At 47.4% G+C, this 17302-nt stretch carries 22 protein-coding genes and 3 tRNA genes; 19 read left to right on the forward strand and 6 right to left on the reverse strand.

Annotation, left to right across the window (positions count from 1 at the left end; translation table 11 throughout):
* Positions 1–92: 92 nt before the first annotated feature.
* The gene (locus B4C70_RS01240; RefSeq protein ID WP_290776454.1) at positions 93–563 is read right to left on the reverse strand and encodes an NUDIX hydrolase; all 471 of its coding nucleotides are present in this window, start codon (positions 561–563) and stop codon (positions 93–95) included.
* 129 nt (positions 564–692) lie between these two features.
* Between B4C70_RS01240 and B4C70_RS01245 the strand changes: the two genes are divergently transcribed.
* The 7 genes from B4C70_RS01245 (at position 693) to B4C70_RS01275 (ending at position 4149) form a co-directional block, all read left to right on the forward strand.
* Positions 693–769 (forward strand) — tRNA-Met (locus B4C70_RS01245).
* 34 nt (positions 770–803) lie between these two features.
* Positions 804–880 (forward strand) — tRNA-Met (locus tag B4C70_RS01250).
* Positions 881–999: 119 nt separating this feature from the next.
* Positions 1000–1449, forward strand: coding sequence for a tRNA (adenosine(37)-N6)-threonylcarbamoyltransferase complex ATPase subunit type 1 TsaE (gene tsaE, locus B4C70_RS01255; RefSeq protein ID WP_290776456.1), 450 nt, complete (start codon positions 1000–1002; stop codon positions 1447–1449).
* Complete coding sequence (tsaB, locus tag B4C70_RS01260; RefSeq protein WP_290776458.1) at positions 1446–2099, forward strand: tRNA (adenosine(37)-N6)-threonylcarbamoyltransferase complex dimerization subunit type 1 TsaB; 654 nt, start codon at positions 1446–1448, stop codon at positions 2097–2099. Before tsaE ends, tsaB begins: the two co-directional genes overlap by 4 nt.
* A complete protein-coding gene (rimI, locus tag B4C70_RS01265) occupies positions 2092–2547 on the forward strand; it encodes a ribosomal protein S18-alanine N-acetyltransferase (protein ID WP_290776460.1) in 456 nt (151 codons plus the stop codon). Before tsaB ends, rimI begins: the two co-directional genes overlap by 8 nt.
* Complete coding sequence (tsaD, locus tag B4C70_RS01270) at positions 2544–3551, forward strand: tRNA (adenosine(37)-N6)-threonylcarbamoyltransferase complex transferase subunit TsaD (RefSeq protein WP_290776462.1); 1008 nt, start codon at positions 2544–2546, stop codon at positions 3549–3551. The genes rimI and tsaD overlap by 4 nt, the downstream gene beginning before the upstream one ends.
* Before the next feature lie 28 nt (positions 3552–3579).
* Positions 3580–4149, forward strand: coding sequence for a hypothetical protein (locus B4C70_RS01275; protein WP_055969420.1), 570 nt, complete (start codon positions 3580–3582; stop codon positions 4147–4149).
* Positions 4150–4196: 47 nt separating this feature from the next.
* Here B4C70_RS01275 and B4C70_RS01280 read toward each other — a convergent pair whose 3' ends face one another.
* From B4C70_RS01280 to B4C70_RS01290, 3 genes are all read right to left on the reverse strand, one after another.
* Entirely contained in the window at positions 4197–4856 is a 660-nt protein-coding gene (locus B4C70_RS01280) for a haloacid dehalogenase type II (RefSeq protein WP_290776467.1), read from the reverse strand.
* A gap of 69 nt (positions 4857–4925) precedes the next feature.
* Positions 4926–5381 (reverse strand): flavodoxin, encoded by a 456-nt coding sequence (locus B4C70_RS01285; protein ID WP_290776469.1) that lies wholly within the window; start codon positions 5379–5381, stop codon positions 4926–4928.
* A gap of 106 nt (positions 5382–5487) precedes the next feature.
* Positions 5488–5808 carry a winged helix-turn-helix transcriptional regulator gene (locus B4C70_RS01290; protein WP_023469609.1) on the reverse strand — a complete coding sequence of 107 codons (321 nt, stop codon included), beginning with the start codon at positions 5806–5808 and terminating at the stop codon, positions 5488–5490.
* 183 nt (positions 5809–5991) lie between these two features.
* On the opposite strand from B4C70_RS01290, the gene B4C70_RS01295 reads away from it, so the two are divergent.
* Both B4C70_RS01295 and B4C70_RS01300 read left to right on the forward strand, forming a co-directional pair.
* The gene (locus B4C70_RS01295; RefSeq protein WP_214852010.1) at positions 5992–6390 is read left to right on the forward strand and encodes a DoxX family protein; all 399 of its coding nucleotides are present in this window, start codon (positions 5992–5994) and stop codon (positions 6388–6390) included.
* Positions 6391–6409: 19 nt separating this feature from the next.
* Entirely contained in the window at positions 6410–7003 is a 594-nt protein-coding gene (locus tag B4C70_RS01300; RefSeq protein WP_290776472.1) for a flavin reductase family protein, read from the forward strand.
* 145 nt (positions 7004–7148) lie between these two features.
* Here B4C70_RS01300 and B4C70_RS01305 read toward each other — a convergent pair whose 3' ends face one another.
* Positions 7149–7571, reverse strand: a complete 423-nt coding sequence (locus tag B4C70_RS01305) for a hypothetical protein (RefSeq protein WP_214852012.1) — start codon at positions 7569–7571, stop codon at positions 7149–7151.
* The gene (locus tag B4C70_RS01310) at positions 7571–9472 is read right to left on the reverse strand and encodes an ATP-binding cassette domain-containing protein (RefSeq protein ID WP_290776474.1); all 1902 of its coding nucleotides are present in this window, start codon (positions 9470–9472) and stop codon (positions 7571–7573) included. Before B4C70_RS01310 ends, B4C70_RS01305 begins: the two co-directional genes overlap by 1 nt.
* A 167-nt stretch (positions 9473–9639) precedes the next feature.
* Between B4C70_RS01310 and B4C70_RS01315 the strand changes: the two genes are divergently transcribed.
* From B4C70_RS01315 to B4C70_RS01360, 10 genes are all read left to right on the forward strand, one after another.
* On the forward strand, positions 9640–10299 hold the full coding sequence (locus B4C70_RS01315; RefSeq protein WP_023469604.1) for a redox-sensing transcriptional repressor Rex: 660 nt from the start codon (positions 9640–9642) through the stop codon (positions 10297–10299).
* The gene (locus B4C70_RS01320; RefSeq protein ID WP_029342825.1) at positions 10299–10496 is read left to right on the forward strand and encodes a twin-arginine translocase TatA/TatE family subunit; all 198 of its coding nucleotides are present in this window, start codon (positions 10299–10301) and stop codon (positions 10494–10496) included. Before B4C70_RS01315 ends, B4C70_RS01320 begins: the two co-directional genes overlap by 1 nt.
* 7 nt (positions 10497–10503) lie before the next feature.
* A complete protein-coding gene (gene tatC / locus B4C70_RS01325) occupies positions 10504–11283 on the forward strand; it encodes a twin-arginine translocase subunit TatC (protein ID WP_035410816.1) in 780 nt (259 codons plus the stop codon).
* A gap of 104 nt (positions 11284–11387) precedes the next feature.
* Positions 11388–11463: transfer RNA gene (locus B4C70_RS01330), tRNA-Ala, on the forward strand.
* An 828-nt stretch (positions 11464–12291) separates the two neighbouring features.
* Complete coding sequence (locus B4C70_RS15180; RefSeq protein WP_422653573.1) at positions 12292–13104, forward strand: S8 family serine peptidase; 813 nt, start codon at positions 12292–12294, stop codon at positions 13102–13104.
* Positions 13005–15437, forward strand: coding sequence for a S8 family serine peptidase (locus tag B4C70_RS01340; RefSeq protein WP_290776477.1), 2433 nt, complete (start codon positions 13005–13007; stop codon positions 15435–15437). The genes B4C70_RS15180 and B4C70_RS01340 overlap by 100 nt, the downstream gene beginning before the upstream one ends.
* Positions 15438–15564: 127 nt before the next feature.
* A complete protein-coding gene (locus B4C70_RS01345) occupies positions 15565–15723 on the forward strand; it encodes a hypothetical protein (RefSeq protein ID WP_014971497.1) in 159 nt (52 codons plus the stop codon).
* Between the two features lie 120 nt (positions 15724–15843).
* On the forward strand, positions 15844–16296 hold the full coding sequence (locus tag B4C70_RS01350) for a hypothetical protein (protein ID WP_064299195.1): 453 nt from the start codon (positions 15844–15846) through the stop codon (positions 16294–16296).
* A gap of 13 nt (positions 16297–16309) precedes the next feature.
* Positions 16310–16819, forward strand: coding sequence for a hypothetical protein (locus B4C70_RS01355; RefSeq protein WP_290776480.1), 510 nt, complete (start codon positions 16310–16312; stop codon positions 16817–16819).
* Positions 16786–17253 carry a hypothetical protein gene (locus B4C70_RS01360; protein WP_290776482.1) on the forward strand — a complete coding sequence of 156 codons (468 nt, stop codon included), beginning with the start codon at positions 16786–16788 and terminating at the stop codon, positions 17251–17253. Before B4C70_RS01355 ends, B4C70_RS01360 begins: the two co-directional genes overlap by 34 nt.
* Positions 17254–17302 lie beyond the last annotated feature (49 nt).

The following is a 17302-nucleotide window of genomic DNA, read 5'->3' on the forward strand; positions in this document are numbered from 1 at the left end:
GCAGGTCGGTCTTTTTGTGTACTCCTTGATAGGAAAGAAATAAAAAAACTGACGAATAGACGTTAAGTGTCAGTTTAAGCGAAGCATCTAGATTAAAAAGAAGAAGGTGTGTCAAGAAGACGAGGCGTAACTTGCTGTAAGAGCGCTGCAGCACGCGCTTCAAGCGGTGTTGGCAATTGATTCAGCGGGAAATACCGTAAGTCGAGACTCTCTCCGTCCGTCATTTGTAATGTACCCGATACGCCTTTTGCTTGAAAGAGATGGATCACACTATAGGTTTGATCGCCATTTGGATAACGGAAGAAGTAATCAGGACCCGAGAAGACGTCTAGCAGCTGAACGCTGCGTGCTTGAAGTCCGGTTTCTTCCTGTAATTCACGCATCGCGACTTCTTCAAGTGTCTCACCTGGTTCCATCGAACCACCGGGAAGTCCCCAACTGTGTGTATCCGAACGATATTGAAATAGCAGTTCATGTTGTGAATTTATGACGAGTACAGTCGAACCCACGCTGATCAACGGTCGGTTGCCTACGATTTTTCGTAAATCTAATAAGTATCCCATCTGCTCACTCCTTTCGTATCAGTATAGAAGAATATTCATTATGACAGTTAGTAAAAAGAAATAAGGCAAAAAGACTTGCCAATTTAAAAGACACATGTTATATTAATATCTGTCGAAACGTTATATCATCGCGGGGTGGAGCAGTCTGGTAGCTCGTTGGGCTCATAACCCAAAGGTCGTCGGTTCAAATCCGGCCCCCGCAACCAATTTTTAAATAATCAAATCCGAAACGTTTATCGTCGCGGGGTGGAGCAGTCTGGTAGCTCGTTGGGCTCATAACCCAAAGGTCGTCGGTTCAAATCCGGCCCCCGCAACCAATTTTAAACTTAACTTCAACTTTACTACGAAACGTTCAGCGTTTCGTATTTTTTTTTGCCTTTTTCGTTCGGTACAATAGAGAAGGACGAACAGTACGTATTAAAGGAGGAGACATCGTATGATAGAACTGAAAATAAACAGCTTGGAAGAAACGACTGCCTTGGCCCTTGAACTCGGACGACGTGCAGAAGCAGGGATGGTCATTACGCTTGATGGGGATTTAGGTGCTGGGAAAACGACCTTTACGCAAAGCTTTGCGAAAGGGTTAGGTGTGACGCGCCACGTCAACAGCCCTACCTTTACGATCATGAAAGTCTATACGGGACGTCTTCCTCTTTATCATATGGATGTCTATCGCCTGGAAGGTTCCGGTGATGATATCGGACTTGAAGAATATTTGAACGGTGAAGGCGTCGCCGTCGTCGAGTGGTCTGAATTGATCGCGGACAGCCTCCCACCTGAACGGTTGGCAATCACGATCACGCGAACGGGTGACGATAGTCGTCGTTTTGAGCTGACGCCGATCGGAGAACGATACATTACATTATGTGAGGGATTGAAATCATGAAAATCGTAGCTATTGATACATCGACGAAACAATTATCGGTCGCTCTTTCAGACGGGAAACAGATTGTAGCAGAAGCTTCTTATGTCACGTCTTTGAATCATGCGACGAAACTCATGCCATTGCTTGAGCGCTTGATGGTGGAAGCAAAATGGACACCGGCTCAACTGACACGTGTCGTCGTTGCTGACGGTCCTGGTTCTTATACCGGATTACGGATTGGAGCGACGACAGCGAAGACGCTCGCCTATACACTGGACATCGAGCTCGTTGCCATCTCGACACTTGAACTGATGGCGGCTTCGACAGGTCATACGGGACGTGTCGCAGCAATTCAAGATGCGCGGCGTGGAGCAGGGTTTGTCGGAGTGTACGACGCCGGGAAACGAATCGGTGAAGAACAGCATGTCGAGATCGCTTCTTTTGTGAAGACGTTACCGCCAGATACGCTCGTCACAGGAGACGTCGATGCGTTCGAAGAGATTCTTCAGCCATTTGAAAAGGCGGCTCCTGCTTTCCGGACGCCACGTGCCGGCGTACTCGCTTTACTCGGTGCAACACGCCAGACGGTCGAAGCGCATGCGTTCGAACCACGTTACCTGCGTCTAGCTGAAGCAGAGGCGAAATGGATCGAGGCACAGCGTCATGAGTAAGGGCATTCGTCGGATGACCGTACAGGACGCTGCAGGTGTTCATGCGGTCGAACTCGAATCGTTTGCGACACCGTGGACGCTAGATGCCTTCGAAGCGGAAATGACACAAAATCCGAATGCCTATTATGTCGTTGCCGATCAAGATGGTATCGTCGGGTTTGCTGGTCTGTGGCATATCGCGGATGAAGGACATATTACGAATATTGCCGTCAAGCAGTCGCACCGCGGACAAGGACTTGGGGAAGATCTGCTAACGGCATTGATCGCCGTCGGTCGTGCGCTTAGTTTGCGGGCGATGACACTCGAAGTACGTGTCTCGAACACACCAGCGCGGACTTTATATGAAAAACTCGGATTTCAGTATGTTGGTGTCCGAAAACGATATTATCAAGATAACAATGAAGATGCTGCCATCTACTGGCTGGAGCTGGAGGGAGAAGACCTATGACACAACCATTGATTCTAGCAATCGAATCGAGTTGCGACGAAACGGCAGCTGCCGTCGTCCGTGGAGGAATCGACGTCTTATCGAACGTCGTCTCGTCTCAAATCGAAAGTCATAAACGATTCGGTGGCGTCGTGCCTGAAGTGGCTTCACGGCATCACGTCGAACGGATCACATACGTCATCGATGATGCCTTGACGGAAGCGAACGTCACGATTGACGATATCGATGCGATCGCCGTCACGGAAGGACCTGGACTGGTCGGAGCATTACTCGTTGGTGTCAGCGCAGCGAAGGCACTCGCCTTTGCGCATGATAAACCATTGATCGGTGTTCATCATATCGCAGGTCATATCTATGCGAATCGTCTCGTGCAAGAGCTTGAGTTTCCGCTCGTCTGTTTGATTGCATCAGGTGGGCACACGGAACTGATCTACATGCCGGAAGACGATGTATACGAAGTCATTGGTGAAACACGGGATGATGCCGCTGGGGAAGCCTATGATAAAGTTGCTCGGACGTTGAAGTTACCGTATCCAGGTGGTCCACGAATCGACCAATTGGCACAGACCGGTCAGGATACGTTCCATTTTCCGCGTGTCTGGCTCGAAAAGGATTCGTATGACTTTAGCTTCAGCGGTTTGAAGTCCGCAGTCATTAATGCCGTGCATAACGCCGAACAACGGGGGGAAACGATCATTCCGGAAGATTTAGCTGCGAGTTTCCAAGCGAGCGTCGTCGAGGTACTCGTGACGAAGGCGGTCCGTGCCGTGAAGGATAAAGGGGGACGTCAATTACTGCTTGCTGGTGGCGTCGCTGCCAACAAAGGATTACGCCAAGGTCTCGAAGCGGCATGTGAGAAGGAAGGAATCGATCTCATCATTCCGCCGATGCACCTGTGTGGAGATAATGCGGCGATGATCGGAGCGGCTGCGATTCATCCATATCGCGCGTTACGCTATTCGACACTTGCCATGAACGCAGAACCTGGGCTAGATTTAAAGTAAGGAATCCGAACAACTTGGGGGAAATGGAATGAAAAAAGTCATCATCGCATTGTTAGCGGTACTGGTCATCGTCGCGATCGGACTTCAGGTCCGAGAAATCGTCAACGCATACCAAGTCGCCTATAAGGAAGAACTCGTACCCGATAAAAAAGCGGTCGAGACGAATACGAAACAACGTCCACTTTACGAAATCGGACGAGCAGAAGGGGAAAAGACCCGGATTCAAAAGTTATATGCTTTTGATCAGACAATCAATGGTAAGCTCAGTAACGTCGTCATCGTCGATCGGAAGTATGGTTTAACGAACAAGGCGAGTGATGATTATTTCATGATTGCTTCCGGAACACCGGTGACGGATCAAGAAAAGAAGTCATTCGAACCAATGATTCAAAAGATGGATGCAGAACAAGTCCAAGCCGAGGTCATCTCAAAGCATGAGGTGACTGCTGTCGAGAACAATAAAAAACGGACGTTGACGTTATTTAAGGTCTTCTATAAGGATACGGATCAAAACGAATACCTCTTCTTCATCGAAAAAGAAGGCGGTCTGAAACTCGATCTATTCAAGAAGGGTTACTCACGTTTGTCTAATTACTAAATCCATGAAAACAGCGGATTCCTAAATAGGAGTCCGCTGTTGTTCGTTCATTGCCATTCAGTGATACCCGTCAAGTCATCATAGATGCGATCGGGATCGAGATTCAATTCCTCGACCGGAAGTCCATTTCGATTGATCCATGCCGTTTTGAAGCCGAAACTCTTCGCCCCGGTGATATCCCAACCGTTCGAGGACATGAAGAGGATCTCCTCGCGTTTTAGACCGAGCGTGTTTAAGGCATGCATATAGGATGCAGGTGCTGGCTTATACTGTTTGATATCATCGACACTGACGAGATGTTCGAACCGATCGGCTAAACCTGACTGTTCGATCAACGGATCGAGCATATCATGGGAACCATTCGAGAAGACGACCAAACGTTTATGCGCCATCGTCTCGAGAACAGAGCTAACTTCTGGGTACACATCAAGTGTCAGGTACGTCTCCATTAAAGTCGTGATTTGTTCCTCGGTCACATGGAGCTTCAGTTCGAGTAACGTATAGCGGAGGGCATCTTGTGTCACTTGGCTGAACGGCACATATTGTCCGTTTAATTGTCGGAGGAAAGAGTACTCCAGTTGTTTCTCTCGCCAGCGTTTACTGATCGCTTCTCCGTGTTCCGGATACAGCTCCTCTGCTTGTTCTTTGACGGAATGGACATCGAATAATGTACCGTAGACGTCAAAGACGAGTGCTTGAATCGTCATAAAAACATTCATCTCACTTTCATAGAGTCTGTTTTAAGAATTCCCTTACATGACGGATTCAAACGATACTCAAGCATGAACCTGTTGTAAAAAGCGATGAAACGTTTGCGCGAACGCGCGACAAGCGGCTTGTTTCTCCGGTGTGTTCGGATCAAACTCAATCTTCAAGCCATTCGTGACGATGGTCGCCCCAGCTTCTTTTAATGCGTCTTCAATCAAATCAACGGCTGCGCAGTACTTCGGATAATCAAGATCCCCCGAACCAAAAGCAGCAGCCGGCATCCCGTCTAAAAATTGTTCCCGTAGCTCCTCGACGAAATCTTCTGCTTCATACGGTAAATCACCGTCTCCCCATGTATATGAGCCGAGTAGTAGACCATCAAAACGTGATAGATCCTCCCCGACGAATTGATCCAGTTCTGTGATCGTCACGTCGACATCGTGTTGCTCGAGCTCACGTTGAATGATCGAGACGATATCTTCCGTATTACCGGACATGCTGACGAATCCAATTGCAATCTGCATGCATGTTCCTCCTTTCGCTGTACTTCTTTACTTTAATTGATAATGATTATCAATGTCAAAATATCATATAAAAAAACACCTTCCGAAGAAGATGCTTTTCTATACATTAGTCTTGTAGTTCGGCCCATTCCTCAATGGAACGAATGACCGGTTCGAGTTGACGCCCTTTGTCGGTCAAACTGTATTGAATCTTAATCGGACGATCGGGAATGACAGTCCGGATGACGATGCCTTCCGCTTCGAGCTCCTTCATACGTTCCGTGAGCATGCGACCTGATAATTCGGGGATGGCATCTTGAATCTCATTGAAACGACATGTCTTCGTCAACAAGTGACGTAAAATCAGACCTGTCCATTTCTTACCTAAGATTTCAAAGGCATGTTCGACTTTGGGACAAAGAGCCGGTTGGATTGCGACTTCTTCCATCAGCACTCATCCTTTCTATAGTTGTAGTATACCCGCTTCTGCTAAAAAAATCGAATCATTTTACTTAATGTAACAAAAAGAACTAAAACAAATCTATTTACTTTTAGTAAGTGATAAGATATAGTCTGTTTATCGAGTTACTTAAAGTAACTTAAAAACATTAGGTAAAAGGAGAAGAGAGAAATGATGGATACAGGACTTTTAATCATTCGTTTAATCATCGGTTTAACATTTGCTGCACACGGGACACAAAAATTATTTGGTTGGTTTGGTGGACACGGCATCGCTGGAACAGGCGGTTGGTTCGAATCAATCGGCATGAAGCCAGGGAAGGCACTCGCGATTACAGCGGGTCTTGCTGAATTAATCGGTGGATTATTGTTTGCAAGCGGGGTATTCCTCTGGATCGCTGCAATCCTCATCATCGGTTCGATGCTTGTCGCGATCGTTAAAGTACACGGTGCGAATGGTTACTGGGTGACGCAGAACGGGTACGAATACAACATGGCATTGATCGTTATCGCCCTTGGAGTGGCGATGATCGGTGCTGGAGACTATTCACTCGCTGCACTCATCGGGTGAGGAAAAAGGTGGGTCATTCATGAAGTTCGAGGCATCAACGCTTAGCGCAAAAGACAATTATAAATTACTGATCGGAAGCATCATTCCGCGTCCGATTGCCTTCGTGACGACGCTAGGGGAAGACGGGACGGTCAACGCAGCCCCCTTTTCCTTCTTTACGGTCGCATCAAGTAGTCCGCCACAACTGGTGATTGCCGTACAACGGACGGATCAGGGACAAAAGGATACAGCACGTAATATCCTAGCAAAACAAAGCTATGTCATCCATATCGTCAGCGAAGAAATCGTCGACGCTGTCAATGAGACGGCTGCGCCACTCGCTTACGGTGAAAGTGAACTCGAACGGACGGATTTAACGCTCGTCGATAGCGACGCAATCGACGTGCCCGGAATCGCGGAAGCGAAAATCCGGTTCGAGATGCGCTTAACACAACATGTCGAGCTAGAAGGTGCCGATCTTTTGATCGGGAAAGTACTGCGCTATCACGTCGCGGATGAACTCGTCGAGTCGTTCCGGATCGATGCGGCAGGATTGAAGGCTGTCGCTCGCTTAGCAGGAAATGATTATGCGACGATCGGGAAGACGTTTACGATTGCTCGACCGACAAAATGATAGAAGTGTGAATGCTTGATTCAGTGTACGATCCATGTTGACGACGAACGTTTCGATTTAAATAAAAAGGAGTGGAAAGACCGGTCTAGCTACCGGAATCTCCACTCCTTTTTTCATATCGCGTATCTAGTTCATCGATCGGACTTCAAGGTTGTGGATCGATTTCGTTTGAAGAACCTTCGAGTCCGTGACGTTTACTATACTGATAACCATCGAGCAAATAAAAAATGATTGCCAGCGCCCAAACCCCGACACAACTGATCAAAAAGGCAGTCAAGGGAGTGACGCTACCATAATAGGATATGATCAATGGATCATTGAGTTCGACGAACAGTTGTGTCGTTAGAAGCGTACAACATAGTCCAGAGAGTAGACTGACGAGAAGACCGCTCCATGTCTGGATGACAAGTCCGATCATGCAAGAAATCAGAAGGAACAAAGGAAGAGCAGCATTAAAGGCATCCGGGCGGATGAAGGCGGACACGTAGTCCGCATACATCGGAACGAAATAAAGAATACCGGATAACAGTCCTTGAATCAGGTTGATGAAAAAGCTTTTCGTTCGCATCAGTGTTGGTTCTCCCATCGTTCCATCAATTCAAGTAGATCGACATCGATCTGGTCTCGTTCCGCAGATAACGCTGTCGCTTTTGGAATATCATTAAAGACTTCCGGTTCGCAAAGCAACTGTTCGATTTCCGCTGAACGCTGTTCGAGCCGTTCAATATCTTGTTCGAGTTGTTCGATTTGCTGACGGCGTTTTTTTTCTTCTTTCTGTGCTTCTTTGTCGATCGTCTTCGATGCCGTGACTTTTGCCGCTTTTGCCTCTTCGGCTTCAAGGCGAGCGATTTCTTCTTGTTCGGCCTTCTTCTCTGTGTAGTACGAATAATCGCCGAGGTATTCTGTCACACCAGCTTCACTCATCTCGATGACGCGTGTCGCGATCCGATCGATGAAGTACCGGTCATGGGAGACGAAGAGTAGCGTACCTTCATAGTCGACAAGAGCGTTCTCAAGGACCATCTTCGAATCAAGATCCAAGTGGTTCGTTGGCTCGTCAAGGATGAGGACGTTCGTCTTCCGGAGTTTCAGTTTTGCGAGCGCGAGACGTCCGCGTTCGCCACCAGACAATTCTTGAACGATTTTGAAGACATCGTCGCCGCTGAACAGGAATTGTCCGAGCACAGAACGGACTTCTTGTTCGCGCATCAGTGGCCATTCGTTCCAAATCTCATCGATGACACGGTTCCGGTCATTGAGTTCCGCTTGCTCTTGATCGTAATACCCGATCGAGACACCGGTGCCGAAACGGAAATCACCGAAGAGAGGACGTAAACGACCGACGAGGACTTTTAAGAGCGTCGACTTCCCGATTCCGTTCGGTCCGACGAGTGCCAGTGATTCGCCGCGTTGCAAGCGGAACGTGATGTCTTTTGAGACAGCTTCTTCGTAACCGATTGCCAATTGATTGACTTGAAGAACGTCATTCCCGCTCTGTTTTTCGATTGGGAAGGAGAGGACCGTACTGCGTTCATCTCCATCTGGTCGGTCGAGCCGGTCGACCTTCTCGAGCCGTTTTCGAACGCTTTGAGCACGCTTTGTCGTTGTCGCCCGAGCGATGTTTCGTTGAATGAAATCCTGCATCTTCGCGATTTCTTCTTGCTGCTGTTCGAACTGTTTCATTTCTTGATCGTACAATGCCGCTTTTTGCTCGAGGTACTTCGTATAGTTCCCAGTGAACTTACGACAGACATTACGAGAGAGCTCATAGACGACATTGACGACTTGATCGAGGAAGTACCGATCGTGCGAGACGATCAGAACGGCACCACGATAACCACCGAGGTAACTTTCAAGCCAAGCGAGCGTATCGATATCCAGATGGTTCGTCGGTTCATCGAGAATGAGAAGCTCTGGTGCTTGCAGGAGCATCTTCGCTAAGGCGAGCCGTGTCCGTTGACCTCCGGACAATGTCTGGATCCGGCGTGAGTAATCGTCTGGATAAAAGCGCATGCCGTGCAGGACGGAGCGAATATTCGCTTCAAACTGATAACCACCTGCTTCTGAGAAGTCATGTTGCGCTTGATCGTACGTCTTCAGGAGTCGATCGTAAGCGACCGGGTCGTTCAAGATGTGCTCCATGCCCATCTCGATTTCCATCCGGCGCAGTGTCCGTTCTTGTTCTTGCAGATGTTCAAAAACGGTCAGCATCTCGTTCCAGATCGTCTCATTCGATTCGAGACCACTGTCTTGCGCGAGATAGCCGATTTTGACATCTTTACCTTTCATGATATCGCCCGAGTCATGACTGAGTTCACCAGCGATGATTTTGAGCAAGGTTGATTTACCGGCACCATTTCGACCGACGAGCGCAATTCGGTCGCGCTCCTGTACTTCCAATTTGATATTTTCTAAAATCGGCTCGACGCCGAATGATTTCGAGAGTTGGTTGACTTGTAAGAGTATCATTTCCATCCATCCTTCCACCCTTTAGTCTATCACGAACAAAAGCGCGAGGTCCTGCGGAATATATTATTTGTGACTCTATGTGAAGTGGTTTACAATCAAGGAGAGTAGAAAGCTTTTTGCAAAGATTTGGGTGCCACGATGGATGTGGCCGAAGGGGGAACTGCAGGATGAATGGACCAGACACAAAAATTCCACAAGCGACAGCAAAACGGTTGCCGCTATATTATCGCTTCATCCAAAGTTTATACAATTCAGGCAAGCTCCGCGTCTCTTCTGCTGAGTTAAGCGAGGCGGTGAAGGTTGATTCAGCAACGATTCGTCGCGACTTTTCCTACTTTGGGGCACTAGGGAAGAAGGGGTATGGATATAACGTTCAACATCTCTTAACGTTTTTCCGGAAAACCTTGAATCAAGATGAGGTGACGAATGTTGCCTTGATCGGGGTCGGTCATCTCGGAACAGCGTTTGCAAATTATAACTTTTTAAAGAATAATAGTACTCGGATAGTCGTTGCGTTTGATGCGGACGAAGAGAAGGTCGGAACAACGACGCATGACGTTCCAATCTATCATGTTTCGGACATGAAAGAACAAATCGAAGCGAATCAGGTCGATGTCGCCATCTTGACGGTTCCATCCCAGTTCGCACAGTCAGTAGCGGATGAGTTAGTCGAGTATGGTGTGACAGGCATTCTGAACTTCACGCCTGCACGGTTGAACGTGCCAGCGAGCGTTCGGGTTCATCACATCGATTTATCGATCGAGTTGCAGTCGTTAGTTTATTTCATGAAGCATTATTCGCAATCAGCTGAAGGAGTGAAATCATAATGGAAAACCTTATCCCGCTCACGTTAGGTATCGGACCTGCGAGTATCGGATTAATTGCTGTCGTCGCGTTGATCATCTTCGGACCGAAGAAGTTACCGGAATTCGGTCGTGCTGCCGGTCAAACATTGAAAGAGTTCAAGAATGCCACGAACGGCATCATGGACGACGATAAAAAGGACGAACCGAAAGAGAAGTGATTGAATCATGACGGTTGATCAAGAACAAAGCATGACGTCGCACCTAGACGAACTGCGTAAGCGGATTGTCTGGTCGCTCCTCATCGTCGTCGTCCTGTTCGCTGTCGCATTTCCGCTCGTCCGACCGCTCGTCCGTTTTCTGCAAGCGGACTTAAAAGAGCTCGGTATCGGATTAAATGCCTTCAACGTCGCCGATCCTTTAATGTTGTATTTGAATCTTGCGTTCATCATCGCGCTGATTTTAGCGTCACCGTTCTGGATGTATCAACTGTGGGCATTCGTCCGACCAGGGCTTTATGAAAAGGAACAAAAAGCAACACTGACATATATTCCAGTCATCTTCTTTCTATTTTTGGCTGGTGTAGCCTTCTCGTATTTCTGGTTGCTTCCCTTCTTGCTCGAAGTCTCAACGGATCTCGGGAAAGAATTGGGGATCGAGCAAGTCATCGGGGTCGAAAACTACTTCAGTTTCTTGATCCGGTTGACGATGCCGTTTGGTCTTCTCTTCCAATTGCCGGTCGTGACGATGTTCCTGACACGTCTTGGTCTTGTGACGCCATATTTCATGCGAAAGAATCGAAAATATGCGTATTTCGCGCTGTTCGTCGTTGCGGCATTGATCGCACCGCCGGACGTGACGTCACACTTGATGATCTCAGTGCCGTTGTTCGTTCTCTATGAAATCAGTATCTTGATTTCCGCGCGGACGTATAAAAAGGTCTTGATCCTCGAGCAACAGGCAGAGCTTGAACGACAGGCGGATTTGATGCGTGAATTGAATAAATGAATCGTGAATTCCTTCCAGCCATTTCGGGAGGAATTCTTTTTTATGAAAGCGTTATGTTTATATTGATAAAGCAGTTAGCGATGCGTATACTAAAGATAATTCATGGGGGCTTAGCTCAGCTGGGAGAGCGTTTGGCTGGCAGCCAAAAGGTCGTCGGTTCGATCCCGATAGTCTCCACCAAGTTCATACGTTCAACTCCTCGAGTGCTCGAGGAGTTTTTTTATGTTCCCAGTTAAATTCCTTCCAAATATAAAATGTCACCAAAAAGAAAAAAATTAAAAAAATAGACAAATATAAATTGTTTATTTCCATTAACTTCATTAAACTAAAAATACAGAATTTTCGTTAAACTGTTTTATTAGTATTACTACTATGGTTTTACAGAAAAGGGGAAACGAACGCATGAAGAAGAAGATTGCACTTATGGCAGCCGTCTTAATGACGTCTTCCAATCTAGTCAGTGCGCAAGGTGCACTGTCCTCACAAGACAAAGCGACGGGTCAAAAACCGCAGGCGCTCTCACTGAAGAAATCGGGACAAGAAAAGAACTACAAACAATCGGATAAAGTCCGAGTCGTCATCGAGATGGAACAAAAACCGGCGATTCAAATCGCCCAATCTCAAAACAAGCGGTATAGCACATTGAGCAATGCCGAAAAGGAATCGATCAAGGATCGACTCGTCAGCGTCCAAAAATCAGTCAAGTCAGCTATCGCTAAAAAGGCGATTCCTGTTACATATAAAGAAAGCTTCACAACCGTCATCAATGGATTCAGTGGTGAAGTGAAGTTCGGTGACATCGAAGATATCAAACAACTCGAAGGAGTCAAAAGTGTACATATCGCGCACGAATATGCGCGCCCAACCGTCGATAAAGGTGCCAAGCCAGACATGCTGTACAGCAAGGACATGGTCAATGCGAAGGAAACGTGGCAGGACTATGGCTTTAAAGGGGAAGGAACCGTCGTCGCGGTCATCGATACGGGGATTGATCCATCGCACAAAGACATGGTCTTGAGTCCAGAGACAAAGGTGGATTTAACCTCTTCGAAGGTCGAGAGTGCGAAAGAAACAAAAGGTTTAAAAGGAAAGTATTTCACGGAAAAAGTACCGTACGGCTATAACTATGCCGATCACGACAGCGAAATCCGTGACTTAGGTGCGGGGGCATCGATGCACGGGATGCACGTCGCAGGTACGGTCGGAGCAAACGGCGATGAAGCAAACGGTGGTATCAAAGGGGTCGCGCCGGAAACACAGCTCCTCGCGATGAAAGTCTTCGGAAACGATCCAGGAATGCCATCGACATTCAGCGATATCTACATTAAAGCGATCGATGATGCGATTGCACTCGGAGCCGATGTCATCAACATGAGTCTCGGTTCGACGGCATCGTTCGTCAATTCAGATGCTCCAGAACAACGCGCAATCGTCAACGCGATGAACAACGGTATCTTGTGTGCGATCTCTGCTGGTAACTCGGCGTTTGCAGGTCATGGTGCGGGTAATCCATATACAGCAAACCCGGATATCGGTGTCGTTGGTGCACCAGGATTGACGAGCCAGGCGCTCCAAGTCGCGTCACTCGAAAATACGAAATTGACGCTTGAAGGCATGGCGCTGACGATCGACGGTCAGGATGCCGGTTATTTGGCATACCAAAAACAAGATTCGCCGAATCCGATTGCCGTCTTCGATAAAGAGAAGAAGGATGTNNTGTCGTGTATGTCGGTGACGGTCAAGCTTCGAACTATGAAGGTAAAGACGTCAAAGGGAAAGTCGTCTTCGTCGTGCGTAACGGTGGTTTCAACTACGGTATGATCCAAGCAGAAGCTGAGAAGCAAGGGGCAGCAGGTGTCATCGTCCGCGGTCGAGTCGATCACGGGGATTACGTCAGCATGGCGCTCAACAATCCGACGATTCCACTCGTCACGCTTAGCATCGCGGACGGGAATGATCTCGAAGCAAAAGCAAAAGAAGGCAAGGCAATCGCAGTGACATTTGACGGAAAAGCGGTCTCAACCGATAACCCGGTCGCAGGACAAATGTCTGACTTCACGTCATGGGGTGTCACGCCAAGCCTTGACTTCAAGCCAGAAATCACGGCACCAGGTGGGAAAATCTATTCGACGCTTAATGATAACGAGTATGGCGTCATGAGCGGTACATCGATGGCAGCACCACACGTCGCTGGTGGAACAGCACTCGTCATGCAACGGATTGCGAAGGACTTCAAAGTCACTGGTGCAACACGCGTTAAACTCGCCAAAAACATCTTGATGAATACATCGCGTCCGCAACTCGATCAAGGAAAATACAACGCAGAACTGAAAACAGGCAACTTCTACTCCCCACGTCGTGAGGGAGCTGGACTGATGGATCTTCGTGCTGCGATGAAGACACCAGTCGTCATCACAGAGACAAAGTCAGGTGAAGGCAAGGCATCCTTGAAGGAAGTCGGCGAGAAGTTCACATTCACGCTTGATTTAAAAAACTACAGCAATGAAAAAGTGACGTATAAGCTAGCGGGAACGGTTCAATCAGATCTCGGTGCACAAGGATCGAACTTCCTTGAAGCAAATGGAATCTTCAAAAAAGGAACGATTGGTACGGTAGATGCCAACATAGGCACATACCCGATCTCATTTGCAGTCGGCTCGAAGAAAGCGAGTTCAGTCTCGATTAATCCGAAGAGCTCAACGAAAGTCAGCGTGTCAGTCGATTTGAAGAACACGACTGACTGGGCGAACGAGCTTTCGCTTGAACAAGTCTTTAAAAACGGCTACTTCGTCGAAGGATTCGTCCGTCTGATCGATACGAAGAGCAAAAATCCAGAACTGACAGTTCCTTATGTTGGATTCAAAGGAAAATGGGATCAAGCTCCGATTTTAGATGCACCATTGTACGATAAAAACAACACGTTCTACGGATTGACAGGTCTAGCGACTGAAGTGAAGGATGATTTCAAATTCCTTGGTACGAATGCCGCTGGAAAAGTTGTCGCGAACAAAGTCTCGTTCTCACCGAACAACGACGGTAGCGCAGATGAAGCTTTCCCGATCATCTCATTCCTTCGAAATGCGAAAAAAGTCGAGTATTCGATTCTTGACCGGAATAAAACAACACTTCAGAAGCTTGATATGCAAACGGACGTCGTCAAGAACTACTATGATAGCGGTTCAGAGAACGGCTACACACCAGTCACAAGCGCTGCTTGGGACGGAACGATCAACGGGAAACCGGTCAAAGATGGTCTTTACTACTACAAAGTCAAATCGGTGATCGATTATCCGAACGCAAAATGGCAGACGAATCTCTTCCCAGTCTATGTCGATACGAAAAAACCAGCAGCTACTGTGAAATGGGATACTGCGAAATCAACACTTTCATGGACAGCAGGCGACCAAGGAACAGGAGTTGCGTCATACGATATCCTCGTCAATGGCAAAAGTGTCTTAAAGCAACCACTTGCCGCAACAGAAAAAGCGTACACGTTGACGGATCTGCCGGAGCGCGCGAAGATTGCCTTCGTCGTCAAAGACTATGCTGGAAACAGTGTGAAAAAAGACGTCAACACGACAGGCGTTGATAAAGCCGTACCAAATGTTCAAATCGATACACCGGTCGCTCTTGGTGTTGCAACATCAAAAGTCATCAACATCGCGGGTCATGTCTCTGATGAGTCAGGTATCAAATCGTTCAAGATCAACGGAAAAACTGTTAAACTGCGTTTCGATGCAGCCCAACAAAACTATGCGTTCAGCCATGACGTGACGTATACGACGGATGGCGTCAAGTCATTCAAGGTCGAAGCATACGATGGAAAAGGGAATCGTGTGGCGTTCAACCGTCAAGTCATCATCGACACAGAATTACCAACGATTCGTGTCACAGCACCAAAAACCGTCTCAAGTAAAACAAAAACAGCTGAGATGAAGATCGTACTTCGCGATAACTACAGCGAATTACGCTTCGACTTCAATGGTAGCGCGGAATACCGCCGGACGTTCAAAGAACCGTACGTCATGAAAGCCTTCAAAAAGACGATCACGAAAAAAGTGACGCTCAAAAAAGGAAAAAACACGTACAACTTGAAACTGAAGGATCTGGGTGGACACGTCGTTACGAAAACAGTCGTCATCACGAAAAAATAAGTTAACAACGAAAAGCCAGGCGGAAATCCGTCTGGCTTTTCGTTGTGTGTCGAAGCGCCTTGAAGGGTTTATGAGACGAGAAGAGGGGGAATTTTAAGAAAAGAAACAAGTCAGAGGGGGAACAACCATGAATCCGTTCACGACCTTAATCGCCTTCATTGTAGGGTGTCTCGTCTTATATCTCGGTATCCGCGACAAAAACGGCTGGCTGATCGGTGTCGCGATGATACCGCTCGCGATCGTTGCCTATAGCGTCATTTATCTGATCATTCAGGTCAGTGCGTAGTCTTCATGGAAGATGTCTTACCCTAAGCGGTAGGACGTCTTTTTTTTTTGAAAATCGTACTACAGATGAAACCGATCTAGTAAAATGTAAGTATATGACAGTATAGAGAGGTGGATGATCATGGAACACGTACATACACAAACGGATGCCTTGGCGGCGCTGTACGAAGAGATGCATCAGAAGACGAAGACCGGCATGTGGGTCATGCTTGCGGCATTCTTAGCGCTCAGTAACACACTCGAGAAACCAGTCTACGCGATGATCGTCCCGTTATTGTATTTTGGCTATGACATGTTGCTACAACGAAAGCGGTTCGCGCTTGTTGCAGAATACACATCAAAGGATTCAGCAAGACGGCTCTATCAGGTACATGTGCTGATCGGTATCTTACAATACGGAGCGCTTGCCGGTCTAATTGTCTGGGCAGCCGATCGACCGAACACGTCTTTTTTGCTCGGTCTGATCATCATCGTCATTCCGTTCTACTGGATCTGTCGAAAAACGTTAGAGTTCATCTCACGAAAGATTGATCCAACGTATATAACGGAAAAAGAAATTCACAAAGCGCGCTAAAGGAGAAGGTACTATGCAAACGGCTCGTGAAGAACGTCTACAAAAACTTGCGCTCGCGTACCGGGATGTCGAGTGGCTCGGCACACGCTGGTACTGGAACGTGCTCTTATTCATAACAGTCGGCATCTTGATCGAGTGGACGGATATTCCCTTGTTGATTTTGACGATTCCAGCCCTTTTTCTCGGCTCCGATTTTCGCTATCAACTAAAAAAACGAAAAATTTTAGAAGGCTACATCTCAAAAGCACAGGTCCGTCGCCAATTTTTACTACGCATTGGTAGTCACGTCCTGCTGTACGCGATCTTGACGATCGTCATTACCCAGACGATCGAGGGTCCGTTTTGGCAGATGCTTGTGGCAATTTTTGCGATTTTAACACCGCTCTATTTCATCAGCGAATGGATCATCCGACGCGACGGAGCGCGTGACCCGGATTATATCAGTGACGGAGAAGTAGCCCGCTTCGTCAGACAGAAAGGAACATCGAAATGGAACACCTATTCGAGCGACAAGCACGTCTGAATGTAATGAAACGACCGGTGCGTGTCGTCGCTCATTTCTTTTTGATCCCTGGATTGATTTTTGCAGTATCTGCTTGGTTTATGACGTCAATTGCATCTGTCTTTCTCCCAATCATGCTCTCTTGTTTTTGCGCGACGGCAGTCTCTCGAGAAATTGTTCGGCTACGGCTCATGAAGTCGTATTTAACACCGACTATCTATCAACAAACCGTTCAAAAGGTCGCTCGTCTGACAATTATTGGTTATGTCGTGGCGGGGCTGATTTACTTTGTTATGCAGTCGATTCCAAGTGCCTCTGGTTATTTATTTGGCATCTTCCTCTTTTGGGTTGGTGGAGCTAGTCTTGGTGTCACTCGACTGAACCGGCTGGCCAAACAAATCGATCCCGCGTACGTGACGATGGGAGAAATCGAACGTGCGTGGTGGAAACGGTAAAGCAAAAAATCCGCATCCATTCAGCAAAATGATATGCTCCCCAAAAAGT

The organism is Exiguobacterium sp. UBA5002 (assembly GCF_002396765.1).
In the GTDB taxonomy this organism is placed as follows: domain Bacteria; phylum Bacillota; class Bacilli; order Exiguobacteriales; family Exiguobacteriaceae; genus Exiguobacterium_A.